The sequence below is a fragment of the Mycobacterium venezuelense genome (assembly GCF_054919535.1).
Genome location: NZ_JBONDW010000011.1, coordinates 125,644 through 145,566 on the forward strand (window position 1 = coordinate 125,644; position 19,923 = coordinate 145,566).

Genomic DNA, 19,923 nt, shown 5'->3' on the forward strand with positions numbered 1-19,923 from the left:
TTTGCCTAAGCTCAAGTTCCCGGCGTATTGACCACGTCGGGCGGGACGGTCGCGTCGGTCGCCAGCGCCTCGAACAGGCGGCCTGCCGCGTCGCTGTCCCACACCACGACGGCGCCGGAATCGCTTCCGGTGAACTCACCGATCGGCACCGTGGTGGTCAGCAGATCGCCGCGTAGCGCCCACGCCAGCCAAGCCAGGTCCCACACGTGGGCATTTTCGTCGACCGCGATCGTGCCGCCTGCGGCCTTGGCCATCGGATACCAGCGCAGCGGATTGAGCAATACCGCCGGGCTCGCGGCCCGATGCAGCAGTGCGGACATGAACTCGCGCTGGTTGACCATGCGGTCCAAGTCGGCACGCGGGGTGGCGCGGGTCCGGACGAAACCCAGCGCGCTGCGGCCGTCGAGCAGCTGGCATCCGGCGGGCAGGTCGATGCCGGCCAGCGGATCGCTGATCGGTTCGGCCGGGCACATGGTCACGCCGCCGACGGCATCGACGAGCGCGGCGAATCCGTCGAACCCGATCTCGGCGTAGTGGTCGAGATGCAGGCCGGTCGCGAGCTCGACCGTCTGCGCGAGCAGGGGCGCCCCACCCAACGAGAAGGCGGCATTGATCTTGTCCTCGCCGTATCCGGGGATCGGAACGTAGGAGTCCCGGGGAATCGACACCATGGTCGCCGGGGTGTCCGAACCGAAACCGGGTATGTGCACGAGCAGGATCGTGTCCGTGCGGCCCGTCCCGATGTCACCGCCCGTGGCCAGCTCGGCCTGCTGATCGGGTGTGAGGCCCTGCCTGCTGTCCGAGCCGACGAGCAGCCAGGTGGTGCCGCGGCCCGCGCCCGGACGCTCCGGATACTCCGCCAGTGCGGGTATGCGCTGCAGCGACGAATCTATCCACACGCCGCCTGCGACGATCGCCAGAAAGCCGACCATGAACAGCGTCAAGATGATTCGGCCCCAGCGGCGCCGTTTCCGTGGCTTACGGACGACGGCTGGTTGGGGCGGCTTGGGCGCGGGCCGCGCCGATGGTGGGGCCGGCCGAGGCGGCGGCTGCCGCGGAGGTTGTCGCGGCGGCGGCGGCGGTGGCTGGCGCGGGGGGGTCGGCGGATTGGGCGGCCAGCCCGGCCGGTAATTCGGGTCACGCCGGATCGCCTGCGACGGTTCGGCGGATGGACGGCGCGGCACCGGACGCCGCAACCGCGGGTCGGGGTGCCGGTTCTGGTCCATTCCAGCAATGTACGTGTCGAACGGCCCCGCCTACTGCAGCCAGCCGAGCCGGTCGGCCACGAGTGCGTAGCCGACGAACGCCACCGCGTCGATCAGGGCATGGGCGATGATCAGCGGCCACAGCCTGCCCGTGCGCTGCCACACGTAGCCGAACACCAAGCCCATCACGATGTTGCCCAGCCCGGCGCTGTACCCCTGGTAGAGGTGGTAGGCGCCGCGCAGCAGGCTGGAGATCACCAACGCGCGGGCCGGGCTCACGTCGAGTTGGCGCAGGCGCGTCAGCAGGAATGCGACGACGATGATCTCTTCCGCCCAGCCGTTGGCGAACGCCGCCCCGAGCAGCACGGGTATCCGCCACCACGTGTCGTAGAGCTCGGCCGGTTCGACGTTGGCGCTGAGCCCGAGCACCCGGGCAATGACGTAGAAGGCGAGCCCGGGCAGCCCGATCAGCGCGGCAAGCCCGAGGCCGCCCAATCCGTCGGCACGCCACTGCGGGCGGGCCAGCCCGATGGCGGATGGTCCGAAACCGCTGCGCCACAGCAGGTATATGGCCAGCGCGCCCCATGCGAGCAGTTGCAGGATGCCTGCCAGATGCAGGCCCAGATCGATGAGGTCGAACGGGGAGCGGCGGGGGTTGAGCGCGACGGTCTGCCCGGACAGGCCGAGCAGCACGCCTTCGGTCAGCTTCAGCAGTGCGGTATAGGCGCTGAGGCCGAACGTCACCGCCAGGACGACGGCGATTTCGATTTTGAGGGTTCGCCGCTGCGGCTCGAGTTGTTCGTTGGGCCCCGTCACCGGAGCTACGGTAGCGGCGCTAGATCTTGCGCGCGCGTAGGCCGTTGAGGAACGGGCAGCCCATGAGCACCCGGATCGCCTGGCTCAGCCCGGTCACGTCGTCGACCGGCTTGGCGAACGGCAGCCGCACGTCGTGGTCGCCGTTCTCGTTCTCGACGCGCAGCTGTACGCCGTAGCGGTCGAGGCCCAACGGCCGCACCCGGCCTTGGCGCAGTGTCATCGGAAGCCGCGTCGCGAGGCGTTCCACCACGTCTCGGTGCGCCGATTCCATGTGCTGCAGCCAGCACGATTCCATGGCGCAGAACGGGTCGGGACGGGCCTGTAGCAGCGCGCCCAGGCTCACCGACTCGGCACCCGTCGCGTCGGCCACCACGACCGACTCGATCTCCAGGCGCATCAAAGCGTATGTGTCGTCGATCTGCCCGGACCCGGAATTCACCTGCAGCAGTGCGGGATTCGGGTCTTCGGCGGCGACGAGGTCGAGCAGCGCGGGAATCTCGCCGGACGGCACGTGCTGCAGGCGGCCGCGGATCCACACCAGCGAGCGCACCGGTTCACGCAGCGGCAGCGGCGCGTAGTCGGTCATCTCAAGCACCGCCTGCACGCCTGCCGAGCCGGCGGACAGCACCATGCCGACCAGCGGACCGGCCTCGGGAACGGTGATCGCGAACGATCCGTCGTCGAGGAGGTGGTGCACGGGAGACTCGACCGGCTCGATGCCCTCGACGGCGAGCATGGCGCCGCCGCCCCTGGCGCACGCGCTGCGAATCCGCTCGGCCGTCGTCGGTGCCGCTACTGCCATTCTCGCCGCCTTCCACTTAGGTGAGGTAAGCCTAACTTAACTGGATGCGCGAACGGCGCGCAAGGCTTACCGAAAGAGCGACCGGGCCGATGAAGCCGGGGCGGGCGGGGTTGCCATTAATGTTGACGGCGTGCAGCGCATCGCCTATCTCGGACCGGAGGGAACCTTCACCGAAGCGGCGTTGCTGCAGATGGTGGCCCAGAACATGGTGCCTGGCGGCCGAGCCGACAGTGGATTCACGCCGGTACGCACCGACAGCACACCCGGTGCGCTCAGCGCGGTCCGCGACGGGCAGGCCGACTACGCCTGCGTGCCGATCGAGAACTCGATCGAGGGGTCGGTGCTGCCGACCATGGACAGCCTGGCCGCCGGAAGCCCGCTGCAGATCTATGCCGAGCTCACCCTCGACGTCGCATTCACCATCGTCGTCCGCCCCGGCCACACCGCACCGGTCCGCACGGTCGCGGCGTTCCCGGTGGCCGCTGCGCAGGTGCGCAACTGGCTCGCCGCCAACCTTCCCGACGCCACGGTCGTGCCCGCCAACTCGAACGCCGCGGCCGCGCACGATGTCGCCGACGGCAAGGCCGACGCGGGTGTCAGCACCCGGTTGGCCGCCGAGCGGTGCGGGCTGGACGTTCTGGCCGCCGACGTGGTCGACGAGGTCAACGCGCGTACCCGGTTCGTGCTGGCCGGGCCGCCCGGTCCGCCACCACCTGCCACCGGAGCCGACCGCACCTCGGTGGTGCTGCGGCTCGACAACACCCCGGGTGCCCTGGTTGCGGCCATGACCGAGCTCTCGATTCGTGACATCGATCTGACCCGTATCGAATCCCGGCCCACCAGAACCGAGTTGGGCACCTACGTGTTCTTCCTGGATTGTGTCGGCCACATCGACGACGATTCGGTCGCCGAGGCACTCAAAGCGCTCCACCGACGTTGTTCAGATGTGCGATATCTAGGTTCCTGGCCCACGGGATCGGCGGCCGGCTCGCCGCCACCGCAATTCGAAGAGGCAGCCCGGTGGCTGGCGCGATTGCGTGACGGATCGGGTGCGTCGTGAGCGGCCGGCTCGTACTTGTCCGGCACGGGCAATCTCTCGCCAATGTCGAACGACGGCTCGACACCCGGCCACCCGGCGCCGAGCTGACCGACCTCGGCCGCGATCAAGCCCGGTCGTTCGCCAACACGTTGAGCAACCGGCCGCTGATCGTCGCCCACTCCCAGGCGCGGCGTGCGGCCCAGACCGCTGCCGGCATCGCCGAGGAGACCGGCCTGACGCCGTACGAGTTCGACGGCGTGCACGAGGTGCAGGTCGGCGAGTTGGAGGACCGCAACGACGACGCCGCGATCACGCAGTTCAACGCGATCTACCAGCGGTGGCACGAGGGCGACCTCGACGTGCCGATGCCCGGCGGTGAGTCGGCAAGCCAGGTGCTGCACCGGTACGTGCCGGTCGTGACCCAACTGCGGATGCGCTACCTCGACGACCACGCCTTCGACGGGGACATCGTGCTCGTCAGCCATGGCGCGGCGATCAGGTTGGTGGCTGCGGTGCTGGCCGGGGTCGACGGCGGCTTCGCACTCGACCACCACTTGGCCAACGCGCAGTCGGTCGTACTCGCGCCGATCACCGACGGGCGGTGGAGTTGCGTCCAGTGGGCGAACCTCACCCCGCCGTTCTATCCCGAGCTCGACGTGCATCCAGTCGAGGATGCGCTCAAGTCGAACGATCCGATGGGCTAGATCGCCGACACGCGCAAGGCTTGGTCGCGCCCGCAGGGGCAGCCGACCGCCTCACAGTCAACGCTGAACACATGCGCTGCTTCTGGAGTGGTGCAGCCGTCGTCAGTGCACTCCATGCGGAACCGGACGTGATGGATGACGGTGCCGTGGCAGTGCTCCAGTCCGGCCACACACTCCGGGCACTGGAAGGTCATGGCCTGTTCATAGCACTGTGCGCCGACATTGCGGGGTTGCCGCGCGGGCCGACGGAGTACCTAGCCCCACTTTCCGGTCTTCGCGCAAGCGCTCATCCCCAACCCAGCTCGTGGAGACGCTCGTCATCGATCCCGAAATGGTGGGCGATCTCGTGGATCACCGTAATCGCGACCTCGTCGACGACCTGCTCCTCGTCGTCACAGATGTCGAGCAGCGCGTCGCGGTAGATCGTGATGGTGTCCGGCAGCGAGCCTGCGTACCACGAGTCCCGCTCGGTGAGCGCGATGCCCTGATACAGGCCGAGGATTTCCGGTTCGTCGGGATTGCGGTCCTCGACGAGGACGACGACGTTGTCGATCGCCGCGGCCAGTTCGGGGGGCACGAGATCCAGTGCGTCCGAGACCAATTCCTCAAACCGTTGCGGGCTCATCCGCACGGCCACGGGTTTACGGTCCCGGCGGCGGTGGCGGCGGCAACAAGGGGTCACCCGGCGGCGGTCCGGCCGGCGGGGGCGCAGGTGCGGGAGCCGGTGCCGGTGGCGGCGGAGCCTGTTCGGGTGCCGGGGGCGGCGGCGCGGGGGCAGGCGGTGCGCCGGGCGGCGGCGGGTTGAACGTGTTGGACTGCGGAGGCGCCGGCTCAGCCGTGGTGCTCGGTGCCGACTGCTGTGGCATGTGCTCGGACTGGCTGCTCGACGACGAACCGGATGAATCCGACGACGAATCAGACGATGACGAGGACGAGCCCGACGACGACGATGACGAGGACGAGGATGAGTCAGACGACGAGGAACCGTAGGACGAGTCTGACGAGCTATCCGCGTCGGGCATCGGAATCGGCGGCAGGTTCAGGCGCTCTTCCGGGATGTCCGGTGGCGCGACCGGTGGCTGGCCATTGATCATGAGCGGACCTTTGGCACTGTTGACCAGCGTCGACCAACCGCCGTTGCCGAGCGTGGCGCCGATACTGCAGGACACCTGATGGCTGCCGGCCGACCAGCTGGGCAGCGAGATGGTGCTGTAGCTCAGTGCCAACGTCGTGGCGCGCAGTTGCACAGGTGCCAGATAGGCATCGGTCAGCTTGGTGCAAGTCTCCTTGATGTACTCGTCCTGGTCGGCATCCGCGGGCAGGCCGCCCGGGAACTTCTCGGCCAGGTTGACCGCACCCGTCACCTCCATGGCGTGGGGGGCAGCGCAGTCGACCGGAACATCGGTGGGCTGATTGGTGGCCGGATCGATGCCGAGGCATGTGCCGGGAGGCCACACCTTGGATTGGTCGATGTCGGCGACCTTGCCCTGGAACTCGAGCTGGCTGTCGCCCGGCCCGAGCAACTGCAGGCCGCACAACATGCGCCGCTCACCGGACTGTTTCCAGGCCTTCTCGCCCGACCACAACAGGCCGATGGTGAACTTCCCGTTCGGATCGAACTTCGGGCCCAGATAGGACTTCAGCGCTGGGGTGCACTGCTCCTGGCTGATCTGTTTGATGCGATCCACCGACGGCGGCGCGGCGCCCGGCCCGTACTCACTGCCGGGGAACGTGCGCATGTCGATGGACTCGGCGACCTCGAACCGGTGCTGATCCTTGCAATCGACGATGTGGGCGGCGTCGGGGTTGCGCCCCGGCCAGTTCAGGCAGTCACCGCTCTTCACGTGGTCGAATGTGTCGTTGCCCCTTGGCCCCAGCGAGATCGCGCCGGCGTTGAGCGCCGTCTGGGCGCCTTCGCTGCGCGGCAGCGCGGTGATCAGGCCCGCGATGAGCAGACCGCCGAGTGCGGTCAGCAGCAACGCACGCCGCGTCGACGCGGCCTGCAGGCTCTGCCACCAACGTCCCTCTGGCGGATCGCCATCGGTCCGGTCGGGGAGCCGGTCGGGGTGCTCGGGTGCCTCCAACATCCGCTCCATTGTGACAGGCGTGTCAGGCGCTGTGACAAGTGAGGCGGTTGTAACGTTACGAGGTTGTGCTTGCGGACGGTCGACGGCCGTGGCTTTCGACACCTCGGATGTACGAGGCGGCGCGCCCAAAAGTAGGGTTGCGCCCGTGATCGACCTCAGGTTGCTGCGCGAGAATCCCGATATCGTCCGCGCGTCACAGCGGGCCCGTGGTGAGGACCCGGCGCTCGTCGACGCACTCTTGGAGGCTGACACCGCGCGCCGGGCGGCGGTTTCGGCCGCCGACAATCTGCGCGCCGAACAGAAGTCCGCGAGCAAGCTCGTCGGCAAGGCGTCGCCGGACGAACGACCCGCGCTGCTGCAGCAGGCCAAGGATCTTGCCGAACGGGTCAAGGCCGCCGAAGCCGCTCAGGTCGAGGCCGACAAGGCGTTCACCGCGGCCCACATGGCCATCGCGAACGTCATCATCGACGGCGTGCCCGCGGGCGGCGAGGACGACTTCGCGCTGCTCGACACCATTGGTGAGCCGCGGGCCATCGAAAACCCGAAGGACCACCTCGAACTCGGCGAAGCGCTCGGGCTCATCGACATGGAACGCGGAGCCAAGGTTTCTGGCTCGCGGTTCTACTTCCTCACCGGTGCAGGCGCCCTGTTGCAACTGGGCCTGCTGCAGTTGGCCACGCAGCTTGCGGTGTCCAACGGCTTCACGCTGGTGATCCCGCCGGTGCTGGTGCGTCCGGAAGTCATGGCGGGCACGGGGTTCCTCGGCGCACACGCCGATGAGGTCTACCGGCTCGAGGCCGACGACTTGTACCTCGTCGGCACGTCGGAGGTTCCGCTGGCGGGCTATCACGCCGACGAGATCATCGACCTGTCCACCGGTCCGCGCCGGTACGCGGGCTGGTCGTCGTGCTTCCGCCGCGAGGCGGGCAGCTACGGCAAGGACACTCGCGGCATCATCCGGGTGCACCAGTTCGACAAGGTCGAAGGGTTCGTCTACTGCAAGCCAGAGGATGCCGAGGCCGAGCACCAGCGGCTGCTGGGATGGCAGCGCGAAATGCTCGCCGCCATCGAGGTGCCGTACCGGGTGATCGACGTGGCCGCGGGAGATCTCGGTTCCTCTGCGGCCCGCAAGTACGACTGCGAGGCGTGGGTGCCGACGCAGCAGACCTACCGCGAGTTGACCTCGACGTCGAACTGCACGACGTTCCAGGCGCGCCGGCTCGCCACCCGTTACCGCGACGAGAACGGAAAGCCGCAGATCGCGGCGACGCTGAACGGGACGCTGGCCACGACACGATGGCTGGTGGCGATCCTGGAGAATCACCAGCAACCCGATGGCAGCGTGCGCATCCCCGCCGCGCTGGTTCCCTTCGTCAGAACGGAAGTGCTTGAGCCATGATCGATATCGACCTTGCTGAAGTGCGCAACTGGTTCGGGTTCGGGGTTGCCGGGAACTTCGCCGGCCATCTGGAGCAGGCGGGAGAGGCGGGAGATTTCGTCAAGGTCGTGACGGAAGGCTATGCGCCCAAGGGGATCTTCCCGTGGTATGCGCCCGGCCGCGACGACTTCCTCGGCGAGTTCCCCTTGTCCAGCGACACCATCCTGCTGCCGGAGACAGCCGAAGGTGACGGCCCGCTCAACCTGCAGATCGAACCTGAGGTCGGGGTGGCCTGCCACGTCGTGTGGAACGGCGACACCGTGGTGCGCCTTGAGCCCTTCGCGCTCGGTGCGTTCAACGACTGCTCGATCCGCAGGCCGAATGCGCCGAAGATCAGCTACAAGAAGAACTGGGGCCCGGCATCGAAAGGTGTTGCCTCGCAGTTCTTCGAGATCAGCGATCTGACGCCGGACGGTCCGACCGCCGACATGCGGTTGGTGTGCTACCTGCGGGAGGACGGCGGCCAGCAGCACGCCTATGGCGTCGACTCCCCGCTCGTGGGGTACTCGTACTACGGCGAGGTGCTGCTGGACTGGATCGTCGAGCGGCTGGCCAACCAAAAGGGTTCGGCGGACACACCTTTGGAGGACGTCGGTGCGCTCATGGTCGCCAGCGGGCATCCGGAGAACGTGTTGATCGGCATCGGCGCGACCCGGTACACGCCGCTCGGGGAGTCGACGTATCTCAAGCCGGGCGACGAAGCCATCGTGCGGGTCTACGACAGCGCCTCGAGTGAGGCTTCCGAGCTGCGCCAGGTGGTTTCGACGGGTTAGTGGCCGAGAAGCTCGTCGAGCATCTCGGTGAACGTGTGCGGGTCGGCCGGTGTGAACGCCGGCCGCCAGCGGGTTCCCGCGACGTCGAGGGTCACCAGCGTCGACCGCAGCGGCCGCCCGGCGTCCAGCGGCAGCCACCGGCGCAGATCCGAGCTGCCCCAGAGCCGGAACCGGTGCAGCAGGTTCAACGACGTCACGGTGTAGCTGCGGACATCCCGTAACGGGATCACCTTGGATGTGCCGGACGGAAAGTGGTAGCGGCGCAACGTGATGGCCTCGCGGTCCAGTTGGACGAGGCCGTCGTCGTAGTACTGCCGCGGCGCGCTCACAACTTGCTGGACCTCAGCTCGTGGCCCTTGGTGGTCAGGCACCGCCCGTTCTCCAGATTCCACTGCCATCCGTGCAGATTGCAGGTGAGGGTTTTGCCGTCCACCACGCCGAACTTCGACAGGTCGGCCTTGAGGTGCGGGCAGCGGCGCTGAATCTCCCAGCCGTCCAACGTGATCGACGCGGAATCGTCGTGGGCTTCGGCGAACCAGCCGTCGGCGTAGGCGATGCGCTCGTCGGTCAGGCACTTGAAGAACGTGTACAGGTACTCGTTGTAGCCGCCGACACGCCAGGCCTTGAACCGCGTCGACAGGAAGATCGTGTTGACCCAGTCGGGCTCGTTGTCGCGCAGCACCGTCCGCACGAGTTCGGGCGCGATCTCGAAGCCATATCGGAATTTCTCGTCCGGAATAGGCTCGCGCACAACCCTTTTCGGGAAGTCCAGCACCACGGTCTCGTTGTGGTCGCGCCCGGCCAGACGGAGCTCGACCGGGTAGCCGATGCCGTCACAGATCTGGTCGGTCTGGCTCATGATCGGCTCGAACATCGCGCGCAGCGGCTCCAGCAGGGGCTCGCCGGCCGACGGCGCCCAGCTTGCCTTCTCGGCCGCCAGCACCGGGGCCATCCGCTGCGCGTACTCCTCGATGTAAGCGGCCTTGCCGGTGGTGAAGATCGTCTCAGGATCTTCGACCGGATGCGTCAGCGAGTTGAGCTTCGAGCCGGTGAAATCGGCTGTGCTGCCCGGGATCATCAGCAAGCCACCGTCGTGGCCATGCGTGCGCAGCTGGTCGAGGAACACCATCTGGTCGGGGAAGATGTTCGCCGGGTCGCCGTGGTCGTCGTTGAGGTCGCGCAACTCGGGATCCAGGAAGCACGGCGGGCCCGCCGACGGCACGACCCACGTCGCTCCGACCTGGGCGATGTACTGGCGGCAGCGGTCCATCTGGCGCTGGCGTTTCTGCGTGCCGAACGCCTCTTTGGCCCGCGCGGGCATGTCGTAGACCATGGGGTACCAGATCGCGCCCGAGTACTGCAGCATGTGGACGTCGATCTGGCCGAAGTCGGTGTGCAGGACATCGAGCTCTACGGGCCGGGCATCGTTCATGTTGAACGCGACGGTCTCGCCGTCGTCTACCACGAGCCCCGAGTCGCCGATCGGGCCGTCGGCCGGTGCCCGCAGCGCGATGATCATGATGTCGAGGTCGCCCTTGGGTCCGCTCACCCGGTGCTTGACCGAGTCGGTGGTCTCGAAGAACTTGGAGAAGCCCAGCTTCTCCAGCTCGCGTCGCAAGTCCGGCACCGGATAGTCGGGCAACAGCACGACGGCGTCTTTGTTGACGTGGCGGCGCAGGTTCTCCGGGTCGTAATGGTCCTTGTGGAGGTGCGAGACGTAGAGGTAGTCGACGTCACCGAGCGCGTCCCAGTCCAGCCGGCTGTTGTCGGGAAACGGGAACCACGAGGCGAAGTACGCGGGATTGACCCAGGGGTCGCACAGGATGCTGCCCGCCCTGGTTTCAATCAGGAAGCCGGCGTGTCCGACACTGGTGACCTGCACAAACAGCCTTTCGTTGGAAACGTGAACGCCTGGCAAGCCTAGCCGGAGTTGGGCGACGCGCCGAAGTCCGACAGGTCAGCGTGCGTCGGTCTCCGGAGGCGTCCACCGAATTTGCCGTACCCCGGGTTACCGGGTACGCACGCGGACCGGCTGGCATTACGCTGGCGGCTGTGGAACCGGTATACGGAACTGTCATCCAGCTCGCCCGCCTGGCCTGGCGGTTGCAGGGGCTGAAATTCACCGTGACCGGTGTCGAAAATCTTCCGGTGACCGGTGGCGCGGTCGTAGCCATCAATCACACCAGCTACTTCGACTTCACGTTCGCCGGGCTGCCCGCCTACAAGCAGAAGCGCGGCCGCAAGGTGCGGTTCATGGCGAAGAAAGAGGTCTTCGACAACAAGATCACCGGGCCGATCATGCGCAGCCTGCGCCACATCGAGGTGGACCGGGCCAGCGGCGCGGCCTCGTTCGACGCGGCCTGCGAATACCTGAGGGCCGGCGAGCTCGTCGGGGTCTACCCGGAAGCCACGATCAGCCGCAGCTTCGAGATCAAAGAGTTCAAGTCGGGTGCGGCGCGCATGGCGATCGCGGCCGGCGTACCGATCGTTCCGCACATCGTGTGGGGCGCGCAGCGCATCTGGACCAAGGGGCATCCCAAGAACCTCTACCGGCCCAAGGTGCCGATCACGGTGGCGGTCGGCGAACCGATCCAGCCGACCTTGCCCGCGGCCGAGCTCACTGCGTTGTTGCACTCGCGCATGCAGCACCTGCTCGAACAGGTGCAGGATGCGTACGGGCCGCACCCGCCGGGTGAGTTCTGGGTTCCGCACCGGCTCGGCGGCGGCGCGCCGTCGTTGGCCGAAGCCAATCGGATGGACGCCGAGGAAGCCGCCGAGAAGGCCGCCAGGAGAGCTGAGGCCGGGCCCGCTGGGCCTCCTGGACCCGCCGGGGCGCCGGGGTAGCACGCCTATGGAACCGGTTTTCCGTAGTTTGGAGATCGCTGCACGGCTCGGGGTCCGCGCGACCGGATCGCGAATCACCTTCACCGGCCTGGAGAATCTGCCGACGACGGGCGGTGCCGTCGTCGCGATCAACCACACCAGTTACGTCGACTTCCTGCCCGCCGGACTCGCCGCGACCGAACGCGGCAGGCGCATGCGCTTCATGATCAAGGCCGAGATGGAGCAGGTGAAGGTCGTCGGCTACCTGATCAAGCACACCGGCACGATTCCGGTGGACCGGAATGCGGGGGCGGGCGCGTATGCGGTCGCGGTCAAGGCCCTGCGCGCGGGAGAACTTGTCGGGGTCTACCCCGAGGCCACCATCAGCCGTAGCTTCGAGCTGAAGGACTTCAAGACTGGTGCTGTGCGGATGGCGCTGGAGGCAGGCGTGCCCATGGTCCCGCTGATCGTGTGGGGCGCGCAGCGCATCTGGACCAAGGATCATCCGAAGTCGGTGGGCCACAGGAAGATCCCTATTGCCGTCGCGGTGGGCAAGCCCATTCCGCCGACCGGGTCGGTCGCCGAACTCGACGCAGCCTTGCGCGCCGCGATGTCGGCCGTGCTCGACCAGGTGCAGCGCGACTATCCCGCGCCGGAAGGCGCCTACTGGGTTCCGCGCCGGCTCGGCGGTGCGGCCCCGACACTCGCGGAGGCCAAACGCCTCGACGAGGCCGAACTGGCCGAACGCGCGCGCAAACGCGCCGAACAGGAAGCGACGGGAAACAATCGGTGACCCCTGACAGAACGCCGGGGCTGATCGCCACCGATGTGGACGGCACCCTGCTCGACGAAGACGAGAAGGTCACCCCGCGCACGCGGGCCGCGGTGCAGGCCGCGGTCGAAGCGGGCACCACGTTCGTGCTCGCGACGGGCCGCCCGCCGCGCTGGATCCAGCCGGTGGTCGACGGTCTGGGTCTCGCGCCGATGGCGGTCTGCGCCAACGGCGCGGTGATCTATGACCCGTCGACCGACCGGATCGTGTCGGCGCAGACGCTTTCGGCTGATGTGCTCGGTGAGCTGGCGGAGATCGCGACGCGCGTGATCCCCGGTGCGGGGCTTGCGGTCGAGCGGGTCGGGCGTTCGGCTCACGACGCGGCCACGCCGCAGTTCGTGAGCTCACCCGGCTATGAGCACGCGTGGCTGAACCCGGACAACACCGAGGTGTCCATCGAGGATCTGCTGAGTGCGCCAGCGGTCAAACTGTTGATCCGCAAGGCGGGTGCGCGCAGCGCCGACATGGCTGCCGAGCTTCTCAAACACGTTGGGCTGCAAGGTGATATCACGTACTCGACCAACAATGGATTGATCGAGGTGGTGCCGCTCGGCATCAGCAAGGCCACCGGCGTCGCGCAGCTGGCCGGTCCACTCGGGCTCACCGACGCCGACATCGTCGCATTCGGCGACATGCCCAACGACATCCCGATGCTGAGCTGGGCCGGGCGTGGGGTGGCGATGGGTAACGCGCACCCGGAAGCCGTTGCCGCCGCTGACGAGGTCACTGTCACGAATGCCGAGGACGGCGTCGCGCGGGTGCTCGAACGCTGGTGGTCTTAGGAGATCCGGCTGAAGCGCTCGAGCTGTACGGGCTCGTGATCCGGTGAGGGTGGCGGCAGTTCGAGCGGAACACCGTCGATGACGCGGGTGACGGTGCCTTTCTCGCGGTCGTAGTTCAACGTGCCGTGCTGGAAGTTCTGCACGATCCATTGAGGTTCGTGAATCTCGCCGCTTGTCGGTAGACCCAGTGCGCCCCGTTCGAAACCCAATGCGCCCCAAGCTTCGTAGATCGCGCCGGTCACCGGCTCGGCCCCGCTGGACGGCGACCAGTACACCGCACCCTTCTCGAACCTGGCGTAGCGCGCGCCGTCGAGCGCCGGGGTTTCGGGGGAGGTGGGGTTGCCAAGCAGACCGCCGGGCCCACCAAGGGCTTGCCAGCGGTCGTAGATGGCGCCGCCACGCATCTGCTCGGCCAGATCCTCAGGGCCGGGTGGGCGGTTGAACCGCGCGGCGATGTCGCGCAGCAGACCCATCTGCGCGTATGCGGCATTGCCTGGGCAGTCGGTGATTCCGACATCGCGGTGCGTGAAGATGGTCGGCAGGGTGGGTGTCGCGCCGCGCGGGAAGTGGGTGAACGAACCGCCTGCCGAGGTCAGCACCACCGTGCCGTGCGGGTCGATGTGATCGAGTCCGAGTCGCCAGCCCAGAAGTCTTCCCGTGGTGCGCAATTGGATCGGCGTGGGCGGGACGGTGTTGAAGTCGCCCATCATGGCCACACCCCACGTGTCGTGGTTGAAGCCCCCGGTGTGGGATCCCTCGACGGGCTTGTCCATGCCGCCGGCGCGGCCCTCGAACACCTGGCCGTACTTGTCGACCAGCGCGTTGTAGGCCATGTCGCACCAGCCCAGTGTCCTGGTGTGGTACTCGTAGATCGACCGAACGATGCCTGCCGAGTCCTCGGGCGCATAGTCGTTGCTGCCCGCCGTGTGGTGCACGATCCCGGCCCGAACTGCCTTGTCGTACCTGACGGGTCCGCAGCGCATCGACTCGTCGGCACCCCACTGCCCGCGGCTGATGATGTTGGGCGGTACGCCCGGTGCGGTGACGGCCGTCGGCAGCGGCCCGATGTCCACCGGCGTCTGCGGCGGGCTGATCAGCACTGCGTTGATGTTCTCGGCGAGGGGTTGTTGGACCGTTGCCGGTTTGTAGCCGAGGCCGGGACCCTCGGCAGCGGGCGGCGCGGCGGGGGTGGGGGTGGCATCGCGGGGCCGGGTGACCGCGATCTGCACGGTGTTGGTGCGGCCGACGAACACCGGCTCGGTTCCGCGTGGCCCCGGGGTGTCGGCGCCGACGCCGTCGAGATTCTCGGCCTGGTACCACGGCCCCCAGGAACCGTCGGCCTTGCGGGCGCGCACGCGGGCGGAAGTCCCACGCAGGTCTTGTGCGGTCAGCGCGACCATCGAAAACGGTTCGTCCTGGTGGATCTCGCGGATGCTCTCGCCGCCGCCGAGGTTCTCCAGGGGCTGCTGGGTCAGCGCGGGTGCGCGATTTTGCGCGTCAGGCTCGTCGCTTCCGGGTATGCCGGTGAACGCCCACGGCAGGATCACGACGGTCGCCGCGATTGCGGTGAACAGGATCGACGGCGCTGGGCGGCGGGACTGCACGGACTGATGTTACGTATGAGTCTGTTGTTACCAATGTTTCGACACGGCTCGATAGCCCGCCTAATTGCGCAACGGCACCGCAGAGCCTCGATGGCTTCTGCGGTGCCGTTTCGTTATAGGACTACTTGATTAGGCCGGAGGTGGCACCGGCGCCGGAGCTGCGGGCGGGGCCGCGGGCACACCCGACTTCATGGCCGACGTGATGGCCGGGATGACCATGCCCTTGAGCAGGTCGATGGCCTGGCCGGCCCCGAGCTGCTCGGCGGCGCTGGAGAGGTCGCCGAACAGTCCGCCGCCACCTGTGCTGGCCGCGGGCATCGCACCCAGCGACGGGTCGCCCAGGATCGGATAGGTGGCGCCCAGTCCTGGATCGAGACCGATCGGCGCCGAGATCGGCACCTCACCCGGTGCGGGCAACCCGGCCGTGTTCGATATCGGGGTCAGTGACGGATCGGTGCCGAGGGCAGGCGTCGTCAGACCCGGCGTACCGAGGTCCGGCGTGGCCAGGCCGCCGGGCACTGCGCCTGCCGGGCTCGTGAGCGCGGGATTCGTCAGTGCCGGATTAGTGAGCGACGGATTGGTCAGGCCAGGATCGGTCAGCGACGGCGTCGACGGCAGCGCGCCGTCCGGTGATGTCAGCCCGGGGGTGGCGAGCGCCGGATCGGTGAGACCAGGGGTGGTGAGACCAGGCGTTGTCAGGCCGGGTGAGGTCAAGCCGGGCGTCGTCAGACCGGGGGACGTGAGACCCGGTGAGGTCAACCCCGGCGAGGCCAGACCGGGCGAGGTCAGGGTCGGTGACGCGAGTGACGGCATCGGGCTGCTGCCGGTGAGCATGCCGGTCGGCATGGGCGGCAGGTTGATGCCGAACTGCGACAGGCCCTGGGAAAGCGCGGACATCAGCTCGCCCGGGAGGTCGGTGACCAGGGCGGCCTGGGTGAACTCACGATGCTGTGGTGCAGGGGAAAGCTGAGTTACGGCCACTAATGCGACTGGACTTGCGACTGCCAGGGCGGCGACTGCGCTCATGGCTGTCGAGGCCTTGCGTCGACGTCGGTTCGGCACGGAAGTCTCCTCAATATCTGGACTGCATGTCGGATTGCAGCTGGTGCGCTCCGCTTGCTTCGTCAGCGGCTAGGGACGGGATCGTGCGAAGCCCATGAGCGCCAACGTGATCGATGGTACGGGTGTGACTACTGGGTCTAGAGTGACGATATTGAATTGTGAGCGAATCGCGACCTGCGACCGCGATCGAATTCGGGACGCGGCGGGGCGGTCGGATACCCTGGCTGCCGATGACCGCTCGTTTTGACCTCTATGTCGTCGGTTCCGGATTCTTCGGTCTGACGATCGCCGAGCGCGTGGCGACGCAACTGGACAAACGCGTCCTTGTTATCGAGCGTCGCCCGCACATCGGCGGTAACGCCTATTCCGAAGCCGATCCGCAGACCGGTATCGAAGTCCACAAGTACGGGGCGCACCTGTTCCACACCTCCAACAAGCGGGTGTGGGACTACGTGCGGCAGTTCACCGAGTTCACCGGTTACCAACACCGGGTCTTCGGGATGCACAAAGGCCAGGCGTACCCGCTGCCGATGGGCCTTGGCCTGGTGAGCCAGTTCTTCGGCCGCTACTTCACGCCCGACGAGGCCCGCGTGCTCATCGCCGAGCAGTCCTCGGAGATCAAGACCGAAGATGCGCAGAACCTCGAAGAGAAGGCCATCTCGCTGATCGGCCGTCCGCTCTACGAGGCCTTCATCAAGCACTACACCGCCAAGCAATGGCAGACCGACCCCAAGGAACTGCCCGCCGCCAACATCACCCGGCTGCCGGTGCGCTACACGTTCGACAATCGCTACTTCAACGACACGTATGAAGGGCTGCCCGCCGACGGCTACACCGCGTGGCTGCAGAACATGGCCGCCGACGAGCGCATCGAGGTGCGCCTGGACACCGACTGGTTCGACGTGCGGGACGCACTGCGGGCCGAAAACCTCAATGCCCCGGTCGTCTATACCGGGCCACTGGACCGCTACTTCGACTACGCCGAGGGCCGGCTGGGCTGGCGCACACTCGATTTCGAGGTGGAAGTCCTCGACACGGGTGATTTCCAGGGCACCCCGGTGATGAACTACAACGACATGGAAGTGCCTTACACGCGCATCCACGAGTTCCGGCATTTCCACCCCGAGCGGGCCTACCCGACCGACAAGACCGTGATCATGCGGGAGTTCTCGCGGTTCGCCGCCGACGACGACGAGCCGTACTACCCCATCAACACCGAGGCCGACCGAACCCTGCTCACGGCCTACCGGGCCCGCGCGAAGGCCGAAACCGCCTCGGCGAAGGTGCTTTTCGGTGGCCGGCTGGGCACCTACCAATACCTCGACATGCACATGGCCATCGCGAGCGCGCTCAGCATGTACGACAACACCCTGGCACCGCATCTGTCCGACGGTGCGCCGCTGATAACCGATCTCGAGACTTGAACAGGAAGCAGCAACGCATGAGTGACATCCCGTCCGGCGCACTTGATGCCGGAGAATCCAGGGCGGTCAGTCTGCTGGCCCGCGTCATACTGCCTCGACCGGGCGAGCCGCTGGACGTGCGCAAGCTCTATATAGAGGAATCGACCACCAACGCCAGGCGCGCGCATGCGCCGACCCGCACCACGCTGGAGATCGGTGCGGAGTCCGAGGTCTCGTTCGCCACCTACTTCAACGCGTTCCCGGCCAGCTACTGGCGGCGCTGGTCGACGCTCGACACCGTGGTGCTGCGCGTCGAACTCACCGGCAGCGCGCGCGTCGACGTTTACCGGTCGAAGGCCACCGGTGCGCGCATCACCGTCGGAGGCGCCCCGGTCTCAAGCGGCGACTCCGCTGAACCCGCTGCCGTGGAATTCGAGATCGACATCTCGCCGTTCGAGGACGGCGGCTGGATCTGGTTCGACATCACCACCGACACGGCGGTGCGCGTGCACAGCGCCGGTTGGTATGCCCCCAAACCCGCGCCGGGCCGCGCCAACGTCGCGGTCGGAATCCCGACCTTCAACCGGCCGGCGGATTGCGTCAACGCGCTGACCGCGCTGACCGCCGATCCGCTGGTCGACGAGGTGATCTCCGCGGTCATCGTGTCCGACCAGGGCACCAGCAAGGCCAAGGACCACCCTGGCTTCGACGAGGCCGCCGAGCGCCTTGGCGACCGGCTGTCCGTGCACAACCAGCCCAACCTTGGCGGCTCGGGCGGCTACAGCCGCGTTATGTACGAGGCGCTGAAAAACACCGACTGCGAACAGATCCTGTTCATGGACGACGACATCCGCATCGAACCCGATTCGATCCTGCGGGCGCTCGCGATGAACCGGTTCGCGAAAGAGCCGACCCTCGTCGGCGGTCAGATGCTCAACCTGCAGGAGCCGTCGCACCTGCACATCATGGGCGAGATGGTGGACCGCACGAACTTCATGTGGTCTGCGGCGCCCAACGCCGAATACGACCACGATTTCGCGAAGTACGCGCTGAGCGACGCCGAACAACCGCGTACCAAGCTGCTTCACCGCCGGATCGATGTCGACTTCAACGGCTGGTGGATGTGCATGATCCCGCGGCAGGTCGCCGAAGAACTCGGCCAGCCCATGCCGCTGTTTATCAAATGGGACGACGTCGAGTACGGGCTGCGGGCCGGTGAGCACGGTTATCCCACCATCACCCTGCCGGGCGCCGCGATCTGGCACATGGCCTGGAGCGACAAGGACGACGCGATCGACTGGCAGGCCTATTTCCACCTGCGAAACCGCCTGGTGGTCGCGGCGCTGCACTGGGACGGCCCGATCAGCGGCCTGCTGGCCAGCCATCTGAAGGCGACGTTCAAACACCTTCTGTGCCTTGAATATTCGACGGTGGCCATCCAGAACCAGGCCATGGAGGACTTCCTGGCCGGTCCCGAGCACATCTTCTCCATTCTGGAGTCGGCGTTACCCGACATCCGCAAGCTCCGCTCGGAGTTCCCCGACGCCGTCGTACTCCCCGGTGCGACGGCGCTGCCGCCGGCATCGGACATGAAGCGCAAGAAGATCGGTATCCCGGTGTCCAAGGCCGCGATCGCGGTGAACCTGGCCAGGGGCGTCGTCCACCAGTTACGCGAACACGACCCAGAGACTCACGTCCGGCCGCAGATCAACGTGGCCACGCAGGATGCGCGGTGGTTCTCGCTGTGCCGGGTCGACGGTGTCACCGTCACGACCGCGGACGGCCGCGGCGTGGTGTACCGCCAGCGCGACCGCGCGAAAATGTTTGAGCTGCTTAGGGCTTCGTTGCGCCAGCAGGCGCGGGTGGCCCGCCAGTTCAACCGGATGCGCAAGGTGTACCGCGGTGCCCTGCCCACCCTGACCAGCACCCAGAAGTGGGAGTCCGTGCTGCTCACCGAGTCGGCGGAGAAAGTCTGACATGAGCGACGCCCCACGCGGCGAGGACGCCGTGCTGGTTGCCGTGCAATCGGCATTGGCCGGCCGGCCAGGAGTATTGGCCGGTGCGCGAGCCCTGTCGCACTTCGGCGAGCACAGTGCGGGATGGGTGGCGGTGGCCGCCGCGGGTGCGGTGGCGCAGCCGGCACGGCGCAAGTCGTGGATCGCGGTGGGAGTCGGCGCTTTCGTTGCGCACGCCGCGGCGGTGCTGATCAAGCGAGTCGTGCGCCGCGAACGGCCCCATCATCCCGACATCGCCGTCAATGTGGGGACACCCAGCCGGCTGAGTTTCCCGTCGGCGCATGCGACCTCGACCACGGCCGCCGCGGTGCTGCTGGCCAGGACGACCGGGCTGCCGATGCCTGCTCTGCTGGTCCCGCCGATGGCGCTGTCGCGCCTGGTGCTCGGCGTGCACTATCCGACCGATGTCCTGACCGGGGTGGTCGTCGGGACGCTCGTCGGAAAAACAGTCGGCAAGGCGGTCGGTAGGATCTCGGATTCTGTGGGTGCCGGGCCGAAGGAGACTGATGAGCGTCGGTGAGCAGGTCGCAACGGAGCG

At 67.3% G+C, this 19,923-nt stretch carries 20 protein-coding genes; 10 read left to right on the plus strand and 10 right to left on the minus strand.

The features are described 5' to 3' along the window. Positions 1–11 precede the first annotated feature (11 nt). The 3 genes from ACRCUN_RS19515 to ACRCUN_RS19525 are packed head-to-tail and all read right to left on the minus strand — an operon-like array spanning position 12 to position 2,823. A complete protein-coding gene (locus ACRCUN_RS19515; RefSeq protein WP_462143272.1) occupies positions 12–1,226 on the minus strand; it encodes an LCP family protein in 1,215 nt (404 codons plus the stop codon). A 30-nt stretch (positions 1,227–1,256) separates the two neighbouring features. Further along, positions 1,257–2,021: a CPBP family intramembrane glutamic endopeptidase gene (locus ACRCUN_RS19520; protein WP_409504182.1), complete on the minus strand. Its 765-nt coding sequence runs from the start codon at positions 2,019–2,021 to the stop codon at positions 1,257–1,259. 19 nt (positions 2,022–2,040) lie between these two features. Beyond that, on the minus strand, positions 2,041–2,823 hold the full coding sequence (locus ACRCUN_RS19525; protein ID WP_462143273.1) for a DUF2470 domain-containing protein: 783 nt from the start codon (positions 2,821–2,823) through the stop codon (positions 2,041–2,043). 130 nt (positions 2,824–2,953) lie between these two features. Between ACRCUN_RS19525 and pheA the strand changes: the two genes are divergently transcribed. Both pheA and ACRCUN_RS19535 read left to right on the plus strand, forming a co-directional pair. Next, positions 2,954–3,883, plus strand: coding sequence for a prephenate dehydratase (gene pheA, locus ACRCUN_RS19530; RefSeq protein ID WP_462143274.1), 930 nt, complete (start codon positions 2,954–2,956; stop codon positions 3,881–3,883). Next, a complete protein-coding gene (locus ACRCUN_RS19535) occupies positions 3,880–4,566 on the plus strand; it encodes a histidine phosphatase family protein (protein WP_462143275.1) in 687 nt (228 codons plus the stop codon). The genes pheA and ACRCUN_RS19535 overlap by 4 nt, the downstream gene beginning before the upstream one ends. Here ACRCUN_RS19535 and ACRCUN_RS19540 read toward each other — a convergent pair. From ACRCUN_RS19540 to ACRCUN_RS19550, 3 genes are all read right to left on the minus strand, one after another. Then, a complete protein-coding gene (locus ACRCUN_RS19540) occupies positions 4,563–4,760 on the minus strand; it encodes a hypothetical protein (RefSeq protein WP_462143276.1) in 198 nt (65 codons plus the stop codon). The genes ACRCUN_RS19535 and ACRCUN_RS19540 overlap by 4 nt on opposite strands. 92 nt (positions 4,761–4,852) lie before the next feature. After that, on the minus strand, positions 4,853–5,203 hold the full coding sequence (locus ACRCUN_RS19545; protein WP_462143277.1) for a metallopeptidase family protein: 351 nt from the start codon (positions 5,201–5,203) through the stop codon (positions 4,853–4,855). A 4-nt stretch (positions 5,204–5,207) separates the two neighbouring features. Beyond that, a complete protein-coding gene (locus tag ACRCUN_RS19550) occupies positions 5,208–6,662 on the minus strand; it encodes a septum formation family protein (protein WP_462143278.1) in 1,455 nt (484 codons plus the stop codon). 136 nt (positions 6,663–6,798) lie between these two features. Here ACRCUN_RS19550 and serS point away from each other — a divergent pair, with 136 nt between their 5' ends. Beyond that, entirely contained in the window at positions 6,799–8,052 is a 1,254-nt protein-coding gene (gene serS / locus ACRCUN_RS19555) for a serine--tRNA ligase (protein WP_462143279.1), read from the plus strand. After that, positions 8,049–8,864, plus strand: coding sequence for a DUF5718 family protein (locus ACRCUN_RS19560; protein ID WP_462143280.1), 816 nt, complete (start codon positions 8,049–8,051; stop codon positions 8,862–8,864). The genes serS and ACRCUN_RS19560 overlap by 4 nt, the downstream gene beginning before the upstream one ends. On the opposite strand, the gene ACRCUN_RS19565 is transcribed toward ACRCUN_RS19560, so the two are convergent. Both ACRCUN_RS19565 and ACRCUN_RS19570 read right to left on the minus strand, forming a co-directional pair. Then, a complete protein-coding gene (locus tag ACRCUN_RS19565) occupies positions 8,861–9,193 on the minus strand; it encodes a hypothetical protein (RefSeq protein ID WP_462143281.1) in 333 nt (110 codons plus the stop codon). The genes ACRCUN_RS19560 and ACRCUN_RS19565 overlap by 4 nt on opposite strands. Continuing rightward, on the minus strand, positions 9,190–10,746 hold the full coding sequence (locus ACRCUN_RS19570) for a Rieske 2Fe-2S domain-containing protein (protein ID WP_462143282.1): 1,557 nt from the start codon (positions 10,744–10,746) through the stop codon (positions 9,190–9,192). Before ACRCUN_RS19570 ends, ACRCUN_RS19565 begins: the two co-directional genes overlap by 4 nt. Before the next feature lie 170 nt (positions 10,747–10,916). On the opposite strand from ACRCUN_RS19570, the gene ACRCUN_RS19575 reads away from it, so the two are divergent. Genes ACRCUN_RS19575 through ACRCUN_RS19585 form a run of 3 tightly spaced genes read left to right on the plus strand, consistent with a single transcriptional unit; the run spans position 10,917 to position 13,301 of the window. Then, the gene (locus ACRCUN_RS19575; RefSeq protein WP_462143283.1) at positions 10,917–11,708 is read left to right on the plus strand and encodes a lysophospholipid acyltransferase family protein; all 792 of its coding nucleotides are present in this window, start codon (positions 10,917–10,919) and stop codon (positions 11,706–11,708) included. A 7-nt stretch (positions 11,709–11,715) separates the two neighbouring features. Next, a complete protein-coding gene (locus ACRCUN_RS19580; protein WP_462143284.1) occupies positions 11,716–12,480 on the plus strand; it encodes a lysophospholipid acyltransferase family protein in 765 nt (254 codons plus the stop codon). Beyond that, positions 12,477–13,301 carry an HAD family hydrolase gene (locus ACRCUN_RS19585; RefSeq protein ID WP_462143285.1) on the plus strand — a complete coding sequence of 275 codons (825 nt, stop codon included), beginning with the start codon at positions 12,477–12,479 and terminating at the stop codon, positions 13,299–13,301. Before ACRCUN_RS19580 ends, ACRCUN_RS19585 begins: the two co-directional genes overlap by 4 nt. On the opposite strand, the gene ACRCUN_RS19590 is transcribed toward ACRCUN_RS19585, so the two are convergent. Continuing rightward, complete coding sequence (locus ACRCUN_RS19590; protein ID WP_462143286.1) at positions 13,298–14,905, minus strand: N-acetylmuramoyl-L-alanine amidase; 1,608 nt, start codon at positions 14,903–14,905, stop codon at positions 13,298–13,300. The two genes, ACRCUN_RS19585 and ACRCUN_RS19590, sit on opposite strands and share 4 nt — an antisense overlap. 129 nt (positions 14,906–15,034) lie before the next feature. Next, a complete protein-coding gene (locus ACRCUN_RS19595) occupies positions 15,035–15,967 on the minus strand; it encodes a hypothetical protein (protein ID WP_462143287.1) in 933 nt (310 codons plus the stop codon). A gap of 230 nt (positions 15,968–16,197) precedes the next feature. Between ACRCUN_RS19595 and glf the strand changes: the two genes are divergently transcribed. From glf to ACRCUN_RS19610, 3 genes are read left to right on the plus strand one after another with little or no spacing between them, the layout of a single operon-like run. Then, positions 16,198–17,391: a UDP-galactopyranose mutase gene (gene glf / locus ACRCUN_RS19600; protein WP_462143288.1), complete on the plus strand. Its 1,194-nt coding sequence runs from the start codon at positions 16,198–16,200 to the stop codon at positions 17,389–17,391. A gap of 17 nt (positions 17,392–17,408) precedes the next feature. Continuing rightward, positions 17,409–19,346, plus strand: coding sequence for a glycosyltransferase (locus ACRCUN_RS19605; protein ID WP_462143289.1), 1,938 nt, complete (start codon positions 17,409–17,411; stop codon positions 19,344–19,346). Position 19,347: 1 nt separating this feature from the next. Continuing rightward, positions 19,348–19,905 (plus strand): phosphatase PAP2 family protein, encoded by a 558-nt coding sequence (locus ACRCUN_RS19610; RefSeq protein ID WP_462143290.1) that lies wholly within the window; start codon positions 19,348–19,350, stop codon positions 19,903–19,905. The last annotated feature ends 18 nt before the right edge of the window (positions 19,906–19,923 follow it).